Below are 16,652 nucleotides of genomic sequence, written 5' to 3'. Positions count from 1 at the left end.
CCCCCGGTCGAGGATCGAAAACGAGGAAACAGGCCGATCAGAATTTCGCCATCCAGCCCTTTTGAGCGTTGGCCGCGGCTTGTTCCGGAGACTGCTCGCCGGTGAGCATCTTCTGGGCCTCCACGTCGAACTGGGTCATCAGGTCTTCCGCCACCGGCAGGCCTGTGAACTCATTGGCAAGATAACCGGTCTTGAAGATTTCGAAAGCCTTGCCGAAAGCCTTGTCGGAGGTCACGAAATCGGGCTTGGCGTTGACGTTGCCGGGGAAGGCGTTTGCCAGCGACACGAGCTTGGCGTTCACCTTTTCACCCATCAGATATTGGACGAGCTTCCAGGCTTCCTCCTGATGTTTCGAGGCGGCAGAGATGCCTATGCCCCAGGAGGCGTAGGGAAGGCCGCGCTTGCCGTTGTAGTTCTCCACGACCGGGACCGGGATGAGATCGAAGTTCAGTTTGGGATTGCGTTTGCGAATGAGGTTCACGTGCGCAAGCGAGTCGATCATCATCCCGACCCGATCGTTGACGAATTCCTCGACCTTTTCCTGTTCGGTCTTGGTGGCGATGCCGGGCGAGATGACGCCGGCGTCGTTCAGCGATTTGACGAAGGTGAGCATATCCACCACCGGCTTGCCCTCGAGAGCCGGCTTGCCGTCCGCCATCATCGATTGACCCGATGCCCAGACCCACGACATCATGTCGTTCTGGACACCGGACGGCGTTTGCAGCGACAGGGGTAGCACCCAGCCATACTGGTTATTGTCGGCATGGGTCATCTTCTTGGCGGCTTCGAGAAACTCCGCGCGGGTCGACGGCAGCTTGGTCACGCCTGCCTGGGCGGCGAGGTCCAAATTCACGAAAACCGGATAGACGAACGAAGCCACGGGAAACATCACCGCCTTACCGTCCACCTTGATGATATCCGCGACCTGGGTCTTGTCGAACCCGCTCGCATTCATCATCGGGTTCATGTCGGCCAGCGCATTCTGCGCGTTCAGATTGTTCACCCAGGCGCCGTCGAGACCGACGACGTCGCTAAGCGTTCCAGTTGCAGCACCAACCGAGATCTGGTCTCGCGTGGTCGCATAGGGGCCGCTGACCAGCGTCACCTTGATTCCGGGGTTTGCAGCCTCGAAGTCATTCATGATTGCCCTGAGCGAGCCGGCCGGCAATTCGGGCTCCCACCACTGGGTGAATTCTAGGGTCGTGTCCGCCATGGCGCTGGTTGCGCCAAGCAACCATGCGGCCGCGGCTACCTTCAGCATCGCGGGTTGTATCCGAAACATCATTTTCTCCTCCTTCTTCAAGATCGACCGCACAATGCGGTCGATCATCTGGTTTATTCAGAAACCTTCTTGCGAGTATCTTTCGCAGGCGCCTCGCTCCCGCCTGCGGTCTGCCGCAGATCTTCAGATCACCAGATGCGTCTCGGGATCGAAGAAATGGAACTTGGAATCATCCAGGGCCAACCGGATCTCCGAGCCGGAGTGGACGACGCTGGCCGGCTCGAATCTCGCCACCGCGTTCGATGCCAGGCCAAAATCGTCCACCGCGTCCGGATCGCCGGAGTCCACCCGGACCGCGTCGATGTTCAGGTGGACGATATGTTCAGAGCCGAGCTCTTCGATCGAAGTCACCTTTGCGGGTATAGTCTGATACTTGCGGCCGGATTCGAGGCTGCTGTCATAAAGATCCTCCGGTCGTATCCCGAACACGATCTTGCGCCCCGCATAGGACCGCAAGCCCGGCCTGCGTACGAAGGCTGCATCCTGCAGCCGGATGGCGAAGTCGCGAAAAACGAGCTCGCTGCCCTTCAGGGTCGCTTCGAAAAGGTTCATCGAAGGAGAGCCGATGAAGCCGGCAACGAAGGCGTTCACCGGCGATTCATAGAGTCTCTTGGGTGTGTCGACCTGCTGCAGCACGCCACCTTTCAACACCGCGACCCTGTCGCCCATCGTCATCGCTTCGATTTGGTCGTGGGTCACGTATATGGTCGTGACGCCGAGTTGCTTTTGCAGGCTGGTGATTTCGGCACGCATTTGCACGCGCAGTTTTGCATCCAGGTTGGAAAGCGGTTCGTCCATGAGAAAGGCGGCCGGCTCGCGCACCATGGCGCGGCCCATGGCAACCCGTTGACGCTGTCCGCCTGACAGGTTCGCGGGTTTGCTGTCCAGCAAAGACGTCAACTGAAGGGTTTTGGCGATCTCGTCGACGCGCTTCTTGCGCTCGGCCTTCGGCTTGCCTGCCAGCCGCATCGAAAAGGCGATGTTTTCGAACACCGTCATGTGCGGGTAGAGCGCGTAGCTCTGGAAGACCATCGCGATGTCGCGGTCCTTGGGCGGCATGTCGACGACGTCGACTCCGCCGATCCGAAGGCTGCCGCTGGTGATGTCCTCCAATCCCGCGATCATTCGCAACGCGGTGGATTTGCCGCAGCCGGACGGCCCGACGAGAATCAAGAACTCGCCGTCCTCGACCGATAGGTTCAATTGGTCGATTGCGCGAAAATTGTTCCCGTAGGTTTTGCAGATCTTCTCAAGAATGACTTCTGCCATCTTCCTCCCTCCACAAGCATAAGCCAATGATTCTTATAATTTCCTCGGCCTATGTTCACCGGCGAAATGTTTCCTCGGATAGTTTCAGGCTACGTTCCAGTATCGACATACGCATTTTTTAGTTCGACTGCTGACGGCGCGTTCGTCGATGCCAGGAGTTCCGTGACCTGGTCGTCGGTCGGAAGCGCCTCGCGCCCGCCACGTCCCGTTATCGAGAGGGCCGCCGCCGCGGCCGCGAATGCCACCCGGCCTGCGGTGTCGGCTCCGCGCATCAACGCATGCGCGTAGGCGCCATGAAAGCAGTCACCCGCGCCGGTCGAGTCGACGACCACAACCCGGTGCGGGGGCAGATGCCAGAGACCTGTCTCTTGACGCCCGCGATAGTACACGCCCCTGTCGCCATCGGTCAGAACCACGGCGGACCGCGACGGCGACCACAATGCATCGAGCATCTCGGCGGGCGATCGGCGCCCTGTGGCAGTCCGCCCAAAGCCGAGGGGAAGAATGAGATGGTCGCAGAGCGCGATCAGCCGCTCCGTGGCTGGGCCGCAGCTCCATTCGATATCGCCGAGGATCGCAAGGCCGAGATCGCGAGCCCGAGCAACGACATCCAGCGACCGGATCGCGTAGCTATCGACGATCAGGACAGTCGCGCGGCTGAGGACCTCGTCCGGGAAGTCCGACGCGGTGCCCAGCATCGCGTCGTCGTCATACGCGATGAACCGTTCCCCGTCCGAGCCGACGGTAATGCGCGAGCGCACCGGGCGCGCGTCCGGGTGGCGCGGCGCGAATTCGGTTTCAACACCGCTCGCAACGAGATCGCGCAGCACGGCGTCGTCAGCGGCGCTGCCCAGCCATCCGACGAACCCGGCGCTTCCGCCGAGCCGCGCGACGGCGGCTAGCGCCGTCGCGACATTTCCCCCGAAAGACCGGGTACTATGCAGAACCTTCCCCTTGCCCGCCGACAACGGCTGATCGACATAGACGATGTCGTCGATCGCAATAGCGCCGAAGCCGAGGATTGAAGGGACGGTGGGCATCGTTCAGGCACCCGCCTTCGCCAGGGCGTCTTGCGCCGAAAGGCCGTCATGGATGACGCCCCGAAAGGCAAGCGCAGCCTTCTCCGGATCGCCATGTCCCCAGAGATTGCGGCCTACCACGGCACCGCGTGCGCCGGCACGGATGGCGTCCGCCGTCTGCTTAAGCGCGCCGAGCAGCGTATCGGTTTTCGGACCACCCGCGATCACAACCGGCACCGGGCAGGTCCGGACGGTCTCTCGGAACGACTCGAAATCGCCCGTGTAGCCGATCTTGATCACGTCGACGCCGGATTCGTAGCCGATGCGCGCCGCGTAGGCGATCTCGTCGGGGGTGAAGACTATCGTTGCCCCGTCGGTGAAATCGCGAGGGTAGATATGCGCGACCACAGGCATGCCGTAGCGGGCCGCTGCATTCACCGAATCGGTCAGCCAGCGTATGTATTTGCCCTCGGTCGCGCCGCGCACCGGAATGGCCACGGCCAACGCATCGGCCCCCGCGCGCACCGCATCCTCGGGTGTTGCTATCAACTCGCTGATGCGATCGTCCGGAGTGAAGCAGCCCGCCTGAATCACCAGGGAAGCCTTGCCCGCATATTGCGGCCACAGATGGCGCGCGGTGCCAGGCTGGATGCTGACGTAGTCGGGTTTGCCCGCCATGACGCGGGCAAGCGCACCCGGCAGGTCGGCAAGTCCGCCTTTGCGCACGTCGCCATAACCGACGAAGTGGTCGACCGCGCCGCCAAAAAGGTTCCCCGATGGATGCGAGAAGAGGCGCGCAAGACGCACCTTGGTTCCTAGGCTCATGAGTTCAAAATTCCCCAATCGTTTGTTTTCAAAATCCTGCTGCGCCATCATTTTCATATGCTCTATAAAAATTTTACGCGCGTCAAGAATTAAAATGTTGTATAGCGGCTTTCGACTGTGATCCATTGCTGGCGCAAGAGTGCAGCCAGGCCATGACCGCTTGGGGAGGTAGATCTGAAATGCACGGGACATCAAAGACAAAGCTCGGCATCGGCATCATCGGATGCGGCAACATCTCGATGACCTATCTGCGCAATGCGGGCCTGTTCGGCGGGGTCGAGTTGCGCGCCTGTGCCGACATTTCAGCCGACATGGCGGCGCTCCGTGCCAAGGAATATGGCATCCGCGCGCTCGGGGTCGACGCGCTGCTGGCCGATCCGGACATCGACCTTGTCCTCAATTTGACGATACCGGCGGCGCATTTGGACATTTCGCTTTCGGCGCTTTCAGCGGGCAAGCACGTCTTCACCGAAAAGCCGCTGGCGACGTCCGTCGCCGATGGCCGCCGGCTGGTGGCGGAGGCAGCAAAGCGCGGGCTGCTGCTCGGGTCGGCCCCCGACACCTTCCTCGGCGCCGCCGGACGGCGGGCGCGCCGGCTGATAGATGAGGGCGCGATCGGCCGCGCCGTGACCGGCACCGCTTTCATGATGGGGCGCGGCATGGAGCACTGGCATCCCAACCCGCAATTCTACTACCAGCCTGGCGGTGGCCCGGTCTTCGACATGGGTCCTTACTATCTGACCATGCTGGTCAACCTGCTGGGCCCGGTCGCCCGCGTCATGGCGATGGCGACGCGCGGCCAGGAGGAGCGTCTGATCACCGCCGACGGGCCTTACAAGAACACCACCTTCAAGGTCGGCACACCGACCAACATCGTGTCGCTGCTCGAATTCCGCTCCGGCGCCACGGTCACCTTCGGCGCCTCCTGGGACGTCTTCAAACACTCCAACCATCCGATCGAACTGCACGGCACCGAGGGCTCGCTGGGGCTGCCCGATCCCGACACCTTCGGCGGCACCGTTTCGCTCTCGGCGCGCGGCGCCGACTGGAAAGATCACGAGAGTGAGAGCCAACTCTACGGCGCGCGCAACTGGCCCTATGCGGCGCCCGACCGTGCCAACTACCGCATGCTCGGCGTCGCCGATCTGGCGCGAGCGTTGGTCGAGGGACGCAAGCCCCGCGCGTCCGGTGAATTGGCGCTGCATGTACTTGAGATCATGGAAGCCATCCTGGCCTCGGGCGAAAGCCGCGGCTCGGTTGCCGTCAACGGCACGGTCGACCAGCCGCCGCTGCTCGGCGAGGACGAAGCGGCGAGCCTGCTGGCCTGACGGGAGGTCCGCCGATGACGACAACGCCACTGATGGCAACGCCGTCCCCGTCCGCGCTCGACCGGCAGGCGCGACATGTTCTCGATCTCGGCCGCCGGGCGAACAGGCCGCCCTTCGAGGCTGGCACGCCGGAACAGGCGCGCCGTGCCTATGTAGACGGTCTTCCCGATCTACAAGGCGGTCGCGAGCCGGTGGGCTCAGTCACCGAGCGCACAATCGCCGGACCCGGTGGGCCGCTGACGCTGAGGATCTATCGCGGGCAGGGCGCGCCTAATGCGGATGCTCCGGCGCTGCTCTATCTGCATGGCGGCGGCTGGGTAATCGGCAATCTCGAATCGCATGACGAGATCTGCCGCTGGTTCGCCAATGTCGCGGCTTGCGTCGTCGTGTCGCCGGATTACCGGCTGGCGCCGGAGCACAAGTTTCCGGCCGCGGTGGAAGACTGCCGCGCCGTGCTGTCCTTCATGCAGGATCATGCCGCCGATCTCGGCATCAACCCGAAACGCATCGCCGTCGCAGGCGACAGCGCCGGCGGCAATCTGGCCACTGTGCTCAGCCTCATTGCGCGTGGGGACAAACATCCGCTGACGGCGCAACTGCTGCTCTACCCCAACACCTATGCCGCGCAGACGGCGGACAGCTATCGTCGTTTTGCCGAAGGTTTTGGCCTGACCGCCACGACCATGGCCTGGTTCCGCGACCACTATGTCCGCGACGCCGCCGATGTCGGCGATTGGCGCGTCTCGCCGCTCAAAGCCGAAAGCCTTGTGGGAGTGGCGCCCGCCTTCATCGCCATCGCCGGTCATGACATCCTCGCCGACGAGGGCGAAGCCTATGCCGGGCGCCTACAGGACGCCGGTGTGCCGGTCGTGCTCAGGCGCTGGCCGGGCCAGATCCACGGCTTCGTCTCGATGGGCCGTCAGGGGCCGGCATCACGGCAGGCGGTCGAGGCGGCGGTTGCCGCATGGCAAGGCTTCGATCGCGCTTTCGCGAAGATCAAGCCGACTGACGCATCACTAGCGTCGCGTCGAGTTTGACCTTGGGCGCGACCGCCGTCTCGTCTTCATTGAGCAGGGCAAGCAGCGTCTCGACGCTGCGGCCGGCCATCGACGCGAAGTCCTGTGCCATGGTGGTGAGGCCTGGGCATGCGTAGCGGCTAAGCGGATGGTCGTCATGCGCGGCGACGCGCAGGTCGCAGTCGGGCTTGCGGCCGATCTTGAGTCCCCGGGCAAAGGCTGCGGCCATCAGGCCGAAGGCCAGACGGTCATTGTTGCACAGGATGGTCTTGCCCGGCAGGTCGCCATTGCTAAGCATTCTTTCCGTCTGCTCGTAGCCGATGCGCTCGAAATCCCAAGTGTAGTCCTTGGTGTTGCCGATCACGATGGGCTCATGCCCGAGCCGCTTCATCGAGGCGACATAGCTGCTCAGCCGTTCGGGTGAATTGTGGTTGACGTGCGGGATGTCGAAATAAACCGGCGCGTCGCCCGAGCGGCAGAGATAGTCGACGACGGTCGCGACGCTCTGCGTGTTGTTGTTGCCGACGAAGGGCGTGTTGCCCTCGAGGTAAGTGTCGAAATAGACGATCGGGATCGCCTGCGTCAGCTTCTCGAGCGTCCGATGGTCGGAGCGCCGCCCGAGCGGCGCGACGAGCGCGCCCGAGACCTTGAGCGACAGGATGGTCCGCGTCGCCTCGACTTCGAGTTCGGTCGAGCCGTGCGAGGAGATGACGATCGGCCAGTAGCCTTCGTCGCGCAGCCGAAGCTCGATGCGGCTGACCATCTCCGAATAGAACGGATCGGTCACAGTCGGCACGACAATGCCAATGCTGCGCGTGCGCTTGCGGTTGAGGTTCCGCGCAAACAGATTAGGCTGGTAATCGGACGAGCGCAGCGCTTCCTCGATGCGCTTGCGCGTCGCCGGCTTGACGCTGGTCGGATCGTCGAAATACTTGGAGAGCGTGGGCCGGGACACGCCGCACGAACGGGCGAAATCCTCCATCGTCTTGTGCGTCATCGCCATTCAAACCTCGCAGCATGGATTTCGGCCTGGTCCATGCGTTGTCCCCGATGATTCCCTACGGTGAGCCGGCGCGCGACTGCAAGTTGAAATTTTACAGGACGCTTTGCAAATTATCAACGCGTGGACAAAAATTATTGCATGCGTAAATTTATTAATTGACGTGAAAAATACCGAGCCGTATTTACATCGGGGACGTTGCACGCGCGAGCGGCGCGGTGGATTGGAGTTTAGGCCGGAAACGAGGCCTCGCGGCTTTGAGCGCCCTCGACCGTCGCTCAGATCAAGCCGTATCGAGGTGCGACCGTCATGTGCGACGATTGTTTTCTATATTGGCACTATCGATCTGCGCCAGCGAACGAACTTACTCGCCCCGGAGGAGTCTGGCGTCACTCTCGACAGCGAACCGCGCGTGCGCATGATCGAAGGATGTGAGCGGCAGCCGTATCGTCGAGAATCTCGCGGCTAGCGACGCGGACTTAAGCTTGACTGGGCCGGGAGATGCCGCGGTCATTCGGCTGCCTTCTTCTGAAGCTGCTCGAACACAAACAGCTTGCCTTTGCGCACGCTGTTTTCGAGTGGGCTCGCGTTCGCCAGATGCGCCGCAATCGCGCTGGCCAGCATGCAGCCCGTCCCGCGCATCGATACGGAAAGTCGCGGTGTGTCAAAGCGGATTGGTTCTTGATCAAAGTGCAACAGAATATCGGTCGATCGGGGTCCCGCCGCGTGGCCGCCCTTGATCAGCAGGGCCTGTGCGCCGGCTGCCAGCAATTTCCGTGCCTGTCTCACCACATCGCTCTCATTCGCCGCCGGTTCAGCGCCAACAAGGAGCGCCAGCTCGAAAAGATTGGGTGTGACGAGACGGCAAAACGGCATCAGATCACGTTTCATGGCGGCGATGGCGTCCGTTTCGAGTAGCGCTCGACCTGAAGTGGAGACCAGAACCGGGTCGAGCACTGCCGGCACCTGCGGATTTTCGCGCAGCACGGCGGCAACGCCAGCCACGATCTCAGCGGTTGCGAGCATGCCGATCTTGATGGCCGTCACATTGTTGGCCTGCAGCGCAGCGCGCATCTGATCGGCCACGAGACCGGGCTGAGAAGGATGGACTGCCATGACGGTTTCGTGCGTTTGCACCGTCAGCGCGGTGACAGCCAGGCAGGTGCGCACACCAAGGGAGGAGATCGTCTCGATATCGCGTGCAATTCCAGCCCCACCGCTGGAGTCCGATCCACTGACAAGGAGCACATGCGCTTCTCGCCTCAGCGCCATTTCTCTGTCCTTTCGATCCATTCTCGCGTGCGCGTTTCGGGGTCGTCGTTGAGCGTGATGTCGGTGACCACGGCCGCGCTGTCCGCGCCAGCCTCGAAAACACCGTCGAGACGGTCAGGGTTGAGGCCCCCGATAGCGACCAATGGGATCGGCGCCACCCGGCGCTTCCACTCGCTGATCGCTTCGAGTCCTTGCGGCGCCCATTTCATCTTCTTGAGGATGGTCGGGTAGATGGGGCCAAGCGCGATATAGTCGGGCTCGGCGGCCGTCGCCGTTTCCAGTTCGATATGATCATGAGTGCTCAGTCCGAGCCTCACTCCGGCTGCCCGTATCCGCGAGAGGTCGGCGGTCAGCAAATCCTCTTGGCCAAGGTGCACGAAATCGCAGCCTTCCTCGATCGCCAGCCGCAAGTAATCATTGATGATGAGCTGGCACCGGTATCGAGCGCACAAGGCCTTCGCCTTGCGGATCTCCGCGCGCAACACGGCCTCATCCATGGTCTTGATGCGGAGTTGCACCAGCTTGACGCCAAGCGGCACCAACCGCTCGATCCAGGCAGCGCTGTCAACGATTAGGTAGAAGGGATCGAGCGTCATGAAAAAACTGCTCTGCCGATTGTCGGTGTCGATGGCACGGCGACGTCGCGCGGTTCGAGCATTCCCGAACTGAGAGCCTCACGGCCGGCGTCGACCGCCTTGCCGAACGCACGCGCCATGCCGACCGGATCAGCCGCCCTGGCGACCGCCGTGTTCAGGAGGACCGCGTCAAAGCCAAGTTCCATGACGGTGGCCGCGTGCGAAGGTCGTCCCAGCCCCGCATCCACAATCAGCGGGACGCCAGGGAAATGGCCGCGCATCGAGCGCAGCGCTGTGATGTTGACCGGCCCCAGCGCCGAACCGATCGGCGCGCACCATGGCATCAAGACCTTGCAGCCCGCCTCCAGCAGCCGCTCGGCGACGACAAGGTCATCGGTGGTATAAGGGAATACATCAAAACCGTCCTCGCACAGGATGCGCGCGGCTTTGACCAGGCCGAACACGTCCGGCTGCAGCGTGTCGTGATTGCCGATCACTTCGAGCTTGATCCAGCTGGTGCCGAAGACCTCGCGCGCCATTTTCGCGGTCGTGACCGCTTCCTTGACGGAGTGACAGCCAGCAGTGTTGGGCAGGATTCTGACGCCGAGCGAGCGGATCAACGACCAGAATTTTTCGCCAGCCCTGCCGCCTGCCATCTCACGGCGCAGCGAGACGGTCACCACCGAGGTTCCCGACGCCTTGACGGCCTCGGCAAGGATGGCCGGCGAAGGATATTGAGCGGTACCGAGAAGCAGGCGCGACGGAAGCTCGGTTCCATAAAGCTCTAACATGGTCTAACCGCCTTGCATGGGCGAGAGGATTTCGATCCGGTCGCCGTCGCTCAACTGGAATTCCGCCCGCTTGGCTTTGTGCACGAGGTCGCTGTTGACCGCCGTCGCCAGCCAATCGCCCTCATAGTCGAGCGCGGCAAGCAGTTCGGCCAGCGTGGCGGCGGCAACCTCATGCGCTTCGCCGTTGACCATCAGTTTCATGAGCAAGTTCCTTGGTTGCGTCTTGATTGAAAACGAGGTCGGCAGCCTGGCGCGCCATGGCAGGGGCGAGAAGAAAACCATGGCGATAGAGTCCATTGATCGCGACGGCAGTTCCAAGTGCCTCCACGCGCGGCAGATTGTCGGGAAAGGCTGGACGGATGCCGACACCTGTTTCAACGATCCCGGCCTCGCCAAAAGCCGGGTGGAGGGCATAGGCGGCACCGAGCAGTTCCATCATCGAACGCGCCGTCACCGGTCCGGAGGACTGGCTTTCAACCATAGTCGCGCCGATCATGAACTGCGTGTCGGCACGCGGCACCGCATAAAGCGGAAAGCGCGGATGCAGCAGCCTGACCGGGCGCGACAGCGAGATATCAGGCGTGCGCAGGAGCAGCATTTCGCCGCGAACGCCGCGCAGCCTGTCATCGGCTGCTGCGATTCCAGTGCAGTCGATCTGCCGATCGAAACCGGAAAAGTGCCGGGCGTCGGCGCCGAAGCGGAATTCGACGCCCATGGCCGCGAGCTTGTCGTGAAGTGCTACCATCGCCTGGCGCGGGTCGAGATGAGCCTCATCGGGGAAGAGCAATCCGCGCCAGAAGCGGCCGGCGAGGTCGGGTTCCAGGAGCGAAATTTCATCTTCGGCGACCCGCCGATATCCCGACGTGCGGCTGGCGAACCGGTCGAGCTCGCCAGTATCACGCAGCGCGGCCACGACCAACGTTCCGGCACGTATCACCTGACCCGGTAGCACCGCATCCCACCAGTCGGCGGCGTCGCGTCCGAGATCCAGCACCGGCTGCTCGGCGCTTTCACGCTCGCACCATGGCGCGAGCATACCACCGGCGAACCACGACGCATTGCCCTCGATGGCAGGCCTTGTCTCGGCAACGGTGGTCGCCGCGCCGCGTGCGGCGAGCTCGAAGGCGGCGGTGAGGCCGGCAACGCCGGCCCCTTTGACCAGCACCCTCATGATGGCGCACGCGCCTGTGGCATGGCCGGTGCGCCGGTCTCGTCAGCCGGTATGTAGAGATTGCCGCCCTCGCGGTATTTCGCCGCCATCGCCGCCATGCCCTCCTTCTGCGCCTCGGCGCGGATGTCGTGGGAGATACGCATCGAGCAGAATTTCGGCCCGCACATCGAGCAGAAATGCGCCAGCTTGTACGCCTCCTTCGGCAACGTCTCGTCGTGGAAGGAACGCGCGGTTTCGGGGTCGAGCGACAGGTTGAACTGGTCCTCCCAGCGGAATTCGAAGCGCGCGCGGGAAAGGGCATCATCCCTGACTTTCGCCGCCGGATGACCTTTTGCCAGGTCGGCGGCATGGGCGGCTATCTTGTAGGTGATGACGCCCGTCTTGACGTCGTTGCGATCGGGAAGGCCGAGATGCTCCTTGGGCGTGACGTAGCAGAGCATGGCGGTGCCGAACCAACCGATCATCGCCGCGCCGATGCCGGAGGTGATGTGGTCGTAGCCCGGCGCGATGTCGGTCGTCAGCGGCCCAAGCGTATAGAACGGCGCCTCGCCGCAGACGGCGAGCTGCTTGTCCATGTTCTCCTTGATCTTGTGCATCGGCACGTGGCCGGGGCCTTCGATCATTACCTGGCAATCCTTCGCCCAGGCGATCTGTGTCAGCTCGCCGAGCGTCTCCAGCTCGGCGAATTGTGCTGCGTCATTGGCGTCGGCGATCGAGCCGGGACGAAGGCCGTCGCCCAGCGAAAAGGACACGTCATAGCCGCGGCAAATGTCGCAGATCTCGGCGAAATGTTCGTAGAGGAAGCTTTCCCGGTGATGATGCAGGCACCATTTGGCCATGATCGAGCCACCGCGCGAGACGATGCCAGTGACCCGGTCAACGGTCAGCGGGATGTAGTGCAGCCGCACGCCCGCATGGATGGTGAAATAGTCGACGCCCTGTTCGGCCTGCTCGATCAGCGTGTCGCGGTAGACCTCCCAGGTCAGATCCTCGGCAATGCCGCCAACCTTCTCGAGCGCCTGGTAGAGCGGCACCGTGCCGATCGGCACCGGCGAGTTGCGCAGGATCCAGTCGCGGATGTTGTGGATGTTGCGGCCGGTCGACAGGTCCATCACCGTATCGGCGCCCCAGCGGATCGCCCACACCATCTTTTCGACCTCTTCGGCCATGGACGAGGTGACGGCGGAGTTACCGATATTGGCGTTGATCTTGACCAGGAAATTGCGACCGATGATCATCGGCTCGCTCTCGGGATGGTTGATGTTGGCGGGAATGATTGCGCGTCCGCGCGCCACCTCCTCTCGGACGAATTCCGGCGTCACGAAATCGGGCAGCGTCGCGCCGAAAGCCTCGCCGTCACGCTCAAGCTTGCCATGCAGGATCTCACGACCAAGGTTCTCGCGGATGGCGACGAACTCCATTTCGGGCGTGATGATGCCGGCGCGCGCATAGGCAAGCTGTGTCACCGCCTTGCCGGCCCTGGCCCTGAGTGGCCGGTTGCGAATGGGAAATTCTGGCGTCAGGCGTTCGCCCGTAGCGAACCCGTTGTCCTCCGGCCGGACATGGCGCCCGTCACAGGCCTCGACATCACCGCGCGCCAAAATCCATTCGTGGCGAAGCCGGGCTAGGCCTTTTTCGATGCTGGTTTCGACAGCCGGGTGGGTATAGGGGCCGGACGGATCGTAGACGGTGACGGGCGGCTCGCCGGCCGTCGGATGGACGGAGACTTCGCGCATCGGCACCCTAATCTGTGGGTGGATGGTGCCGGGCTTGTGAATTTTCCGTGAGGCAGGCAGCGGTCCCGTTGAGACGGCTGGGGTGAGGGCATTCATCTTGAGGCTCCTTTGCTCATGCATTGGAGACCCAGTTCTGTGCCGGAAGGATGAAAAGACGCTTTGGTTGACCTGCCGAAACAGGACCTCGGGCGTAAACTCCCGCAAAGCGCTTGCACCGTCCCTACGCCAGTATGAACTGGATCAGGTTCAACGGGTCACTGCGCCGCGAAAGCCAGCAGTATCTCAGCCCCTTGCCGGGACCCCCCTGGTGAATGCCTCAGGTTGAACGGGCCGGCATCGATTTGTCAAGCGCATTTGGGCCGAGGCCGTGATCGGCGGTCGGTCAGACCGTGCGGAAAAAACTCGACAAACCAAGAGTTGTGATGAAGGCCGGGATAAGGATCGCAACCGTGGGCTTGAAGATCCTTGTGAAGGTTACGCCTTCACTTGCCACCAAAGGTTTGCGCGTAGATGGCCTCGATTCTCCCTGCCTCCTCATTGGTCAGCGCGGCGAATTCCTTTTCGCGTGCGCGATTGGACAGATGGCCACCATTCTGGTGAAGGAAACGGAAGAGCAGGTCCGTCAGCCGCTCGGGCATGTCGATAGAGGCGTCCACCTGCCGCCGAAATTGGTCATAGCGCTGCAAAAAAGCGGTTTCCTCCGGAAGGTCCCGTTCGATCGTCCGCTGAACGCAGGCATAGAGGAATTCGGCGTGTGGGGTTGCATCGAAGAAACGGTAGAAATCACCGGTGTCATTCAGAACCCGGACGTTGAATTCGGGCGTCGGTTCCCATTCAACCAACGGCAGAAGGCGTTGCGAATAGCTCTCGAGCACGCCCCTGTACTCGTTGATCTTGTCCTGGATCGCCGCTGAGACGGGAAAGACCACTCCCGGCGGATTGAAACCGTGCATGGCAAGAACGTGGTGGATTAGGTAGCGGTGAATGCGGCCGTTTCCGTCCTCGAACGGGTGGATGTAGACAAAGCCGAAGGCGAGAATTGCGGCGGCTATAACTGCATCAAGGTTTTGCGCCGCGCCTTGATCGAAGGCCACCATTCCATCAATTAGCTGCGGCAGGTCCTCGGGCCGAGCGCTGATGTGATCGGGCAGGGGCATGCGGTTGTCTCGGTCATGCCCACCGACGAATCCTCCTTCTTTTCGGAAGCCCAGTCTGACGAAACGGGCGTCGCCGAGTACAATTCTTTGCAGACGCAGCAGCTCATCGCGATCTATTGGCCGGCCGCCGGCTTCGCCGATCGCGCGGCCCCAGCGTTGGATGCGATCTTGCGGCGGCCGCTCGCCCTCGATCGCGTAACTTGATCGCGAGTCTTTGAGCAAAAGAAAGGCGGCGGTCCGAGCAAGGACGTCGCGCGGCACGTCCGCTACGATTGCCTCCGCGCGCCTCGATAGTCCGAGGCCGATGAATTTTTCGAGAATCTTGGTGCGGAACACCAGAGGGCAGAACTCACGCGTGCCGGGGAGATTGTCCCTTACACGGTAGCGCGAAGCGGTCTTCTCGTGTCCGGGCCACTGCAGCTCAGGATCGACAACCGGAACGTATCTTCCGGCATCCGCGTCCGGCAGATCGATACGCGCGCCCCTCAGCCATTCATATAAAAACCAGATGCGGCGGGCATAACTGCCGGTCCGACTTTCACGGACCAGCGCCTCGATCGGCGCGGGACCGGTCACTTGGAACAGCCGCTTGAGGACGGCAAGGTCCAGTCCCTCGTACTTGAGCGCGAAGGTCAGGTGACCTTCGAGGGTAGGATTTGGGGCATGGCGGGGAGTCATGATCCGCCAGCCATCCCGTTCGGTAATGCGATGATGCTCGCCAGTAGCGAACAACGTGCGGGGCAAGGGCACGGCGAGCCTGTAGGCTCCTATCAGGGCGCTGTACCCGGCCGGGGTGGCCCTTTCAGGAAGGCGGATTTCCTGAAAAACAGTAACAGGACCTGAAAATTGGTGCTGTTGCGCCGCAGGCATGAAAAGCGAATCCTTTTATCGAATTTTGGTCAGTTCCGCCGAAACTATGAAAAATGATCCTATTCCATGAAAATTGATGCCACAAGGCCACTTTTTCCGAAAAACGATTCTAACACATTGCTGAAGTCGACAAAGTAACAATTCCGCCATCGGCTGATATTTGCACCAGTGGCAAAGCGGATGACGCGCACACCCGTGGCATTGATGGCTTCGGCGAAGAAATGATGGGTGGTGTCGGCTTCGAAGCCGAATGTCTCTCCCGCCAGATGGAAGACGCTTATCTGCCTGCGACCGTCCGCAAGCAGGCGGTAAATACGGACGCCGCCAAACTCGACCTGATAGAAGGCTCCGGCCTTTTCACCTTGGGCATAGATCTCCGAACCGGAGGGAAAGAAGCTGACCGGCTGTAGCGGTGTCGGATCGAACGCGGGCAGGCAGGCTCGACTGCAAAGAGTGTGACGGCAGCGAAATTCTGGAGGTCGATTGGGCGTGCATGGCTGTTTTCCCGGTTGGTCCGTGACACGGCAATCGCGCGAATCCGCAGGCCGCGAAATTCGGTTATGTCCCTACGGGAAATTACCTAGCGCAGAGGCGCTAGCGGTCTGGCCCAGTGCTGCACAGGATCGTCAGGCCGTTGGGAGCAATGCAGAACGGTTTTCGGGGTACCATGCACGATCCGGGAGAGAAGAGGGCGCCGGATTGACACCATCCAAATACACCGACCGATCCTATCGCTCAGGGAAATTGAGGCGCCGACCTCAACCAGGAATGCTGCAATCTTTTTGCCATCACAAAAGCCATGCCATCCACACTCCCCATCTGAGTCGGTCAGTGGTGCATCTTTGGCCTGCTACCCCGACACGATCGAGACCGTGCTTTCCGGCGACCAACGCAGCACGACATCCTGACCTTCCGCCAGCTTGTCAGCACCGGTGTTCTGCACGATGACTTTCAGCATCTGTCCGCCACGTTCGACGAAGTAGGTGCTGCTATTGCCGGCAAAGATGCGTTTCGACACTTCCCCCCGCAGCACGTTCGCATTGGCCGTATCCGAAGCCGCAGCATCGGTGAAGATGCGGATCCGTTCGGGCCGTACGGCGCAACTGGCCTTTGCACCAGGGGCAAGGTTGGCGCCAGATCCAGCGAAAATCGCCGTGCCGTCCGGCAGCCGGATGCCGTTGCCTGTGCTCTCGCCACGAAAAATGTTGGCATCGCCGAGGAAGGTGGCGGCAAACTCACTCTTCGGCCGATTGTACATCTCCTCGGGCGGGCCTTCCTGCACCAGCTTGCCGTCTCGCAGAATGCCGACGCGGTCGCTCATCGTCAGCGCTTCTTCCTGGT

16 protein-coding genes and 1 riboswitch are annotated in these 16,652 nt (G+C 62.0%); of the genes, 2 read left to right on the top strand and 14 right to left on the bottom strand.

Translation table 11 applies throughout. The features are described from left to right. Positions 1 to 37: 37 nt before the first annotated feature. From NKJ17_RS13425 to NKJ17_RS13410, 4 genes are all read right to left on the bottom strand, one after another. Positions 38 to 1,285, bottom strand: a complete 1,248-nt coding sequence (locus tag NKJ17_RS13425; protein ID WP_352688999.1) for an ABC transporter substrate-binding protein — start codon at positions 1,283 to 1,285, stop codon at positions 38 to 40. Between the two features lie 120 nt (positions 1,286 to 1,405). After that, the gene (locus NKJ17_RS13420) at positions 1,406 to 2,551 is read right to left on the bottom strand and encodes an ABC transporter ATP-binding protein (RefSeq protein WP_352509511.1); all 1,146 of its coding nucleotides are present in this window, start codon (positions 2,549 to 2,551) and stop codon (positions 1,406 to 1,408) included. Positions 2,552 to 2,640: 89 nt separating this feature from the next. Then, positions 2,641 to 3,591 (bottom strand): PfkB family carbohydrate kinase, encoded by a 951-nt coding sequence (locus tag NKJ17_RS13415; RefSeq protein ID WP_254818572.1) that lies wholly within the window; start codon positions 3,589 to 3,591, stop codon positions 2,641 to 2,643. A gap of 3 nt (positions 3,592 to 3,594) precedes the next feature. After that, positions 3,595 to 4,395, bottom strand: coding sequence for a beta/alpha barrel domain-containing protein (locus tag NKJ17_RS13410; protein WP_254818671.1), 801 nt, complete (start codon positions 4,393 to 4,395; stop codon positions 3,595 to 3,597). 179 nt (positions 4,396 to 4,574) lie between these two features. Here NKJ17_RS13410 and NKJ17_RS13405 point away from each other — a divergent pair, with 179 nt between their 5' ends. Then, complete coding sequence (locus NKJ17_RS13405; RefSeq protein ID WP_352509510.1) at positions 4,575 to 5,723, top strand: Gfo/Idh/MocA family protein; 1,149 nt, start codon at positions 4,575 to 4,577, stop codon at positions 5,721 to 5,723. A 14-nt stretch (positions 5,724 to 5,737) separates the two neighbouring features. Further along, positions 5,738 to 6,760, top strand: coding sequence for an alpha/beta hydrolase (locus NKJ17_RS13400; RefSeq protein ID WP_352509509.1), 1,023 nt, complete (start codon positions 5,738 to 5,740; stop codon positions 6,758 to 6,760). Here NKJ17_RS13400 and NKJ17_RS13395 read toward each other — a convergent pair. The 10 genes from NKJ17_RS13395 to NKJ17_RS13350 all read right to left on the bottom strand — a co-directional run. Then, positions 6,720 to 7,742 (bottom strand): LacI family DNA-binding transcriptional regulator, encoded by a 1,023-nt coding sequence (locus NKJ17_RS13395; protein ID WP_352509508.1) that lies wholly within the window; start codon positions 7,740 to 7,742, stop codon positions 6,720 to 6,722. The genes NKJ17_RS13400 and NKJ17_RS13395 overlap by 41 nt on opposite strands. Positions 7,743 to 8,249: 507 nt before the next feature. Then, positions 8,250 to 9,011 (bottom strand): bifunctional hydroxymethylpyrimidine kinase/phosphomethylpyrimidine kinase, encoded by a 762-nt coding sequence (gene thiD / locus NKJ17_RS13390; RefSeq protein ID WP_352688754.1) that lies wholly within the window; start codon positions 9,009 to 9,011, stop codon positions 8,250 to 8,252. Continuing rightward, entirely contained in the window at positions 9,002 to 9,607 is a 606-nt protein-coding gene (locus NKJ17_RS13385) for a thiamine phosphate synthase (RefSeq protein WP_352688751.1), read from the bottom strand. The genes thiD and NKJ17_RS13385 overlap by 10 nt, the downstream gene beginning before the upstream one ends. Beyond that, positions 9,604 to 10,377, bottom strand: a complete 774-nt coding sequence (locus NKJ17_RS13380; protein WP_352688748.1) for a thiazole synthase — start codon at positions 10,375 to 10,377, stop codon at positions 9,604 to 9,606. Before NKJ17_RS13380 ends, NKJ17_RS13385 begins: the two co-directional genes overlap by 4 nt. Before the next feature lie 3 nt (positions 10,378 to 10,380). Continuing rightward, a complete protein-coding gene (gene thiS / locus NKJ17_RS13375) occupies positions 10,381 to 10,578 on the bottom strand; it encodes a sulfur carrier protein ThiS (protein WP_254818579.1) in 198 nt (65 codons plus the stop codon). Further along, on the bottom strand, positions 10,547 to 11,548 hold the full coding sequence (gene thiO, locus NKJ17_RS13370; RefSeq protein WP_352688745.1) for a glycine oxidase ThiO: 1,002 nt from the start codon (positions 11,546 to 11,548) through the stop codon (positions 10,547 to 10,549). Before thiO ends, thiS begins: the two co-directional genes overlap by 32 nt. Then, complete coding sequence (gene thiC / locus NKJ17_RS13365) at positions 11,545 to 13,380, bottom strand: phosphomethylpyrimidine synthase ThiC (protein WP_352509503.1); 1,836 nt, start codon at positions 13,378 to 13,380, stop codon at positions 11,545 to 11,547. The genes thiO and thiC overlap by 4 nt, the downstream gene beginning before the upstream one ends. 103 nt (positions 13,381 to 13,483) lie before the next feature. Continuing rightward, positions 13,484 to 13,600, bottom strand: a riboswitch (TPP riboswitch). 166 nt (positions 13,601 to 13,766) lie between these two features. Then, the gene (locus NKJ17_RS13360) at positions 13,767 to 15,311 is read right to left on the bottom strand and encodes a Fic family protein (protein ID WP_352509501.1); all 1,545 of its coding nucleotides are present in this window, start codon (positions 15,309 to 15,311) and stop codon (positions 13,767 to 13,769) included. A gap of 59 nt (positions 15,312 to 15,370) precedes the next feature. After that, positions 15,371 to 15,685: a cyclic nucleotide-binding domain-containing protein gene (locus NKJ17_RS34035; RefSeq protein WP_502904050.1), complete on the bottom strand. Its 315-nt coding sequence runs from the start codon at positions 15,683 to 15,685 to the stop codon at positions 15,371 to 15,373. 476 nt (positions 15,686 to 16,161) lie between these two features. Next, positions 16,162 to 16,652: TOBE domain-containing protein (locus tag NKJ17_RS13350; RefSeq protein ID WP_352688742.1), on the bottom strand; the 491-nt coding region annotated here is incomplete at its 5' end.

Origin of the sequence: Mesorhizobium sp. M0208 (assembly GCF_040322015.1) — a bacterium.
GTDB lineage: Bacteria > Pseudomonadota > Alphaproteobacteria > Rhizobiales > Rhizobiaceae > Mesorhizobium.
This window is presented reverse-complemented; position numbering and strand designations above follow the sequence as displayed.

Excerpts from the sequence above, each read along its gene's own strand:
- thiC (WP_352509503.1), bottom strand. The coding sequence starts at position 13,380 with ATGAATGCCCTCACCCCAGCCGTCTCAACGGGACCGCTGCCTGCCTCA.
- NKJ17_RS13360 (WP_352509501.1), bottom strand. The coding sequence starts at position 15,311 with ATGCCTGCGGCGCAACAGCACCAATTTTCAGGTCCTGTTACTGTTTTT.
- NKJ17_RS13420 (WP_352509511.1), bottom strand. The coding sequence starts at position 2,551 with ATGGCAGAAGTCATTCTTGAGAAGATCTGCAAAACCTACGGGAACAAT.
- NKJ17_RS13395 (WP_352509508.1), bottom strand. The coding sequence starts at position 7,742 with ATGGCGATGACGCACAAGACGATGGAGGATTTCGCCCGTTCGTGCGGC.
- NKJ17_RS13410 (WP_254818671.1), bottom strand. The coding sequence starts at position 4,395 with ATGAGCCTAGGAACCAAGGTGCGTCTTGCGCGCCTCTTCTCGCATCCA.
- NKJ17_RS13380 (WP_352688748.1), bottom strand. The coding sequence starts at position 10,377 with ATGTTAGAGCTTTATGGAACCGAGCTTCCGTCGCGCCTGCTTCTCGGT.
- NKJ17_RS13385 (WP_352688751.1), bottom strand. The coding sequence starts at position 9,607 with ATGACGCTCGATCCCTTCTACCTAATCGTTGACAGCGCTGCCTGGATC.
- thiS (WP_254818579.1), bottom strand. The coding sequence starts at position 10,578 with ATGAAACTGATGGTCAACGGCGAAGCGCATGAGGTTGCCGCCGCCACG.
- NKJ17_RS13415 (WP_254818572.1), bottom strand. The coding sequence starts at position 3,591 with ATGCCCACCGTCCCTTCAATCCTCGGCTTCGGCGCTATTGCGATCGAC.
- NKJ17_RS13400 (WP_352509509.1), top strand. The coding sequence starts at position 5,738 with ATGACGACAACGCCACTGATGGCAACGCCGTCCCCGTCCGCGCTCGAC.
- thiO (WP_352688745.1), bottom strand. The coding sequence starts at position 11,548 with ATGAGGGTGCTGGTCAAAGGGGCCGGCGTTGCCGGCCTCACCGCCGCC.
- thiD (WP_352688754.1), bottom strand. The coding sequence starts at position 9,011 with ATGGCGCTGAGGCGAGAAGCGCATGTGCTCCTTGTCAGTGGATCGGAC.
- NKJ17_RS13425 (WP_352688999.1), bottom strand. The coding sequence starts at position 1,285 with ATGATGTTTCGGATACAACCCGCGATGCTGAAGGTAGCCGCGGCCGCA.
- NKJ17_RS13405 (WP_352509510.1), top strand. The coding sequence starts at position 4,575 with ATGCACGGGACATCAAAGACAAAGCTCGGCATCGGCATCATCGGATGC.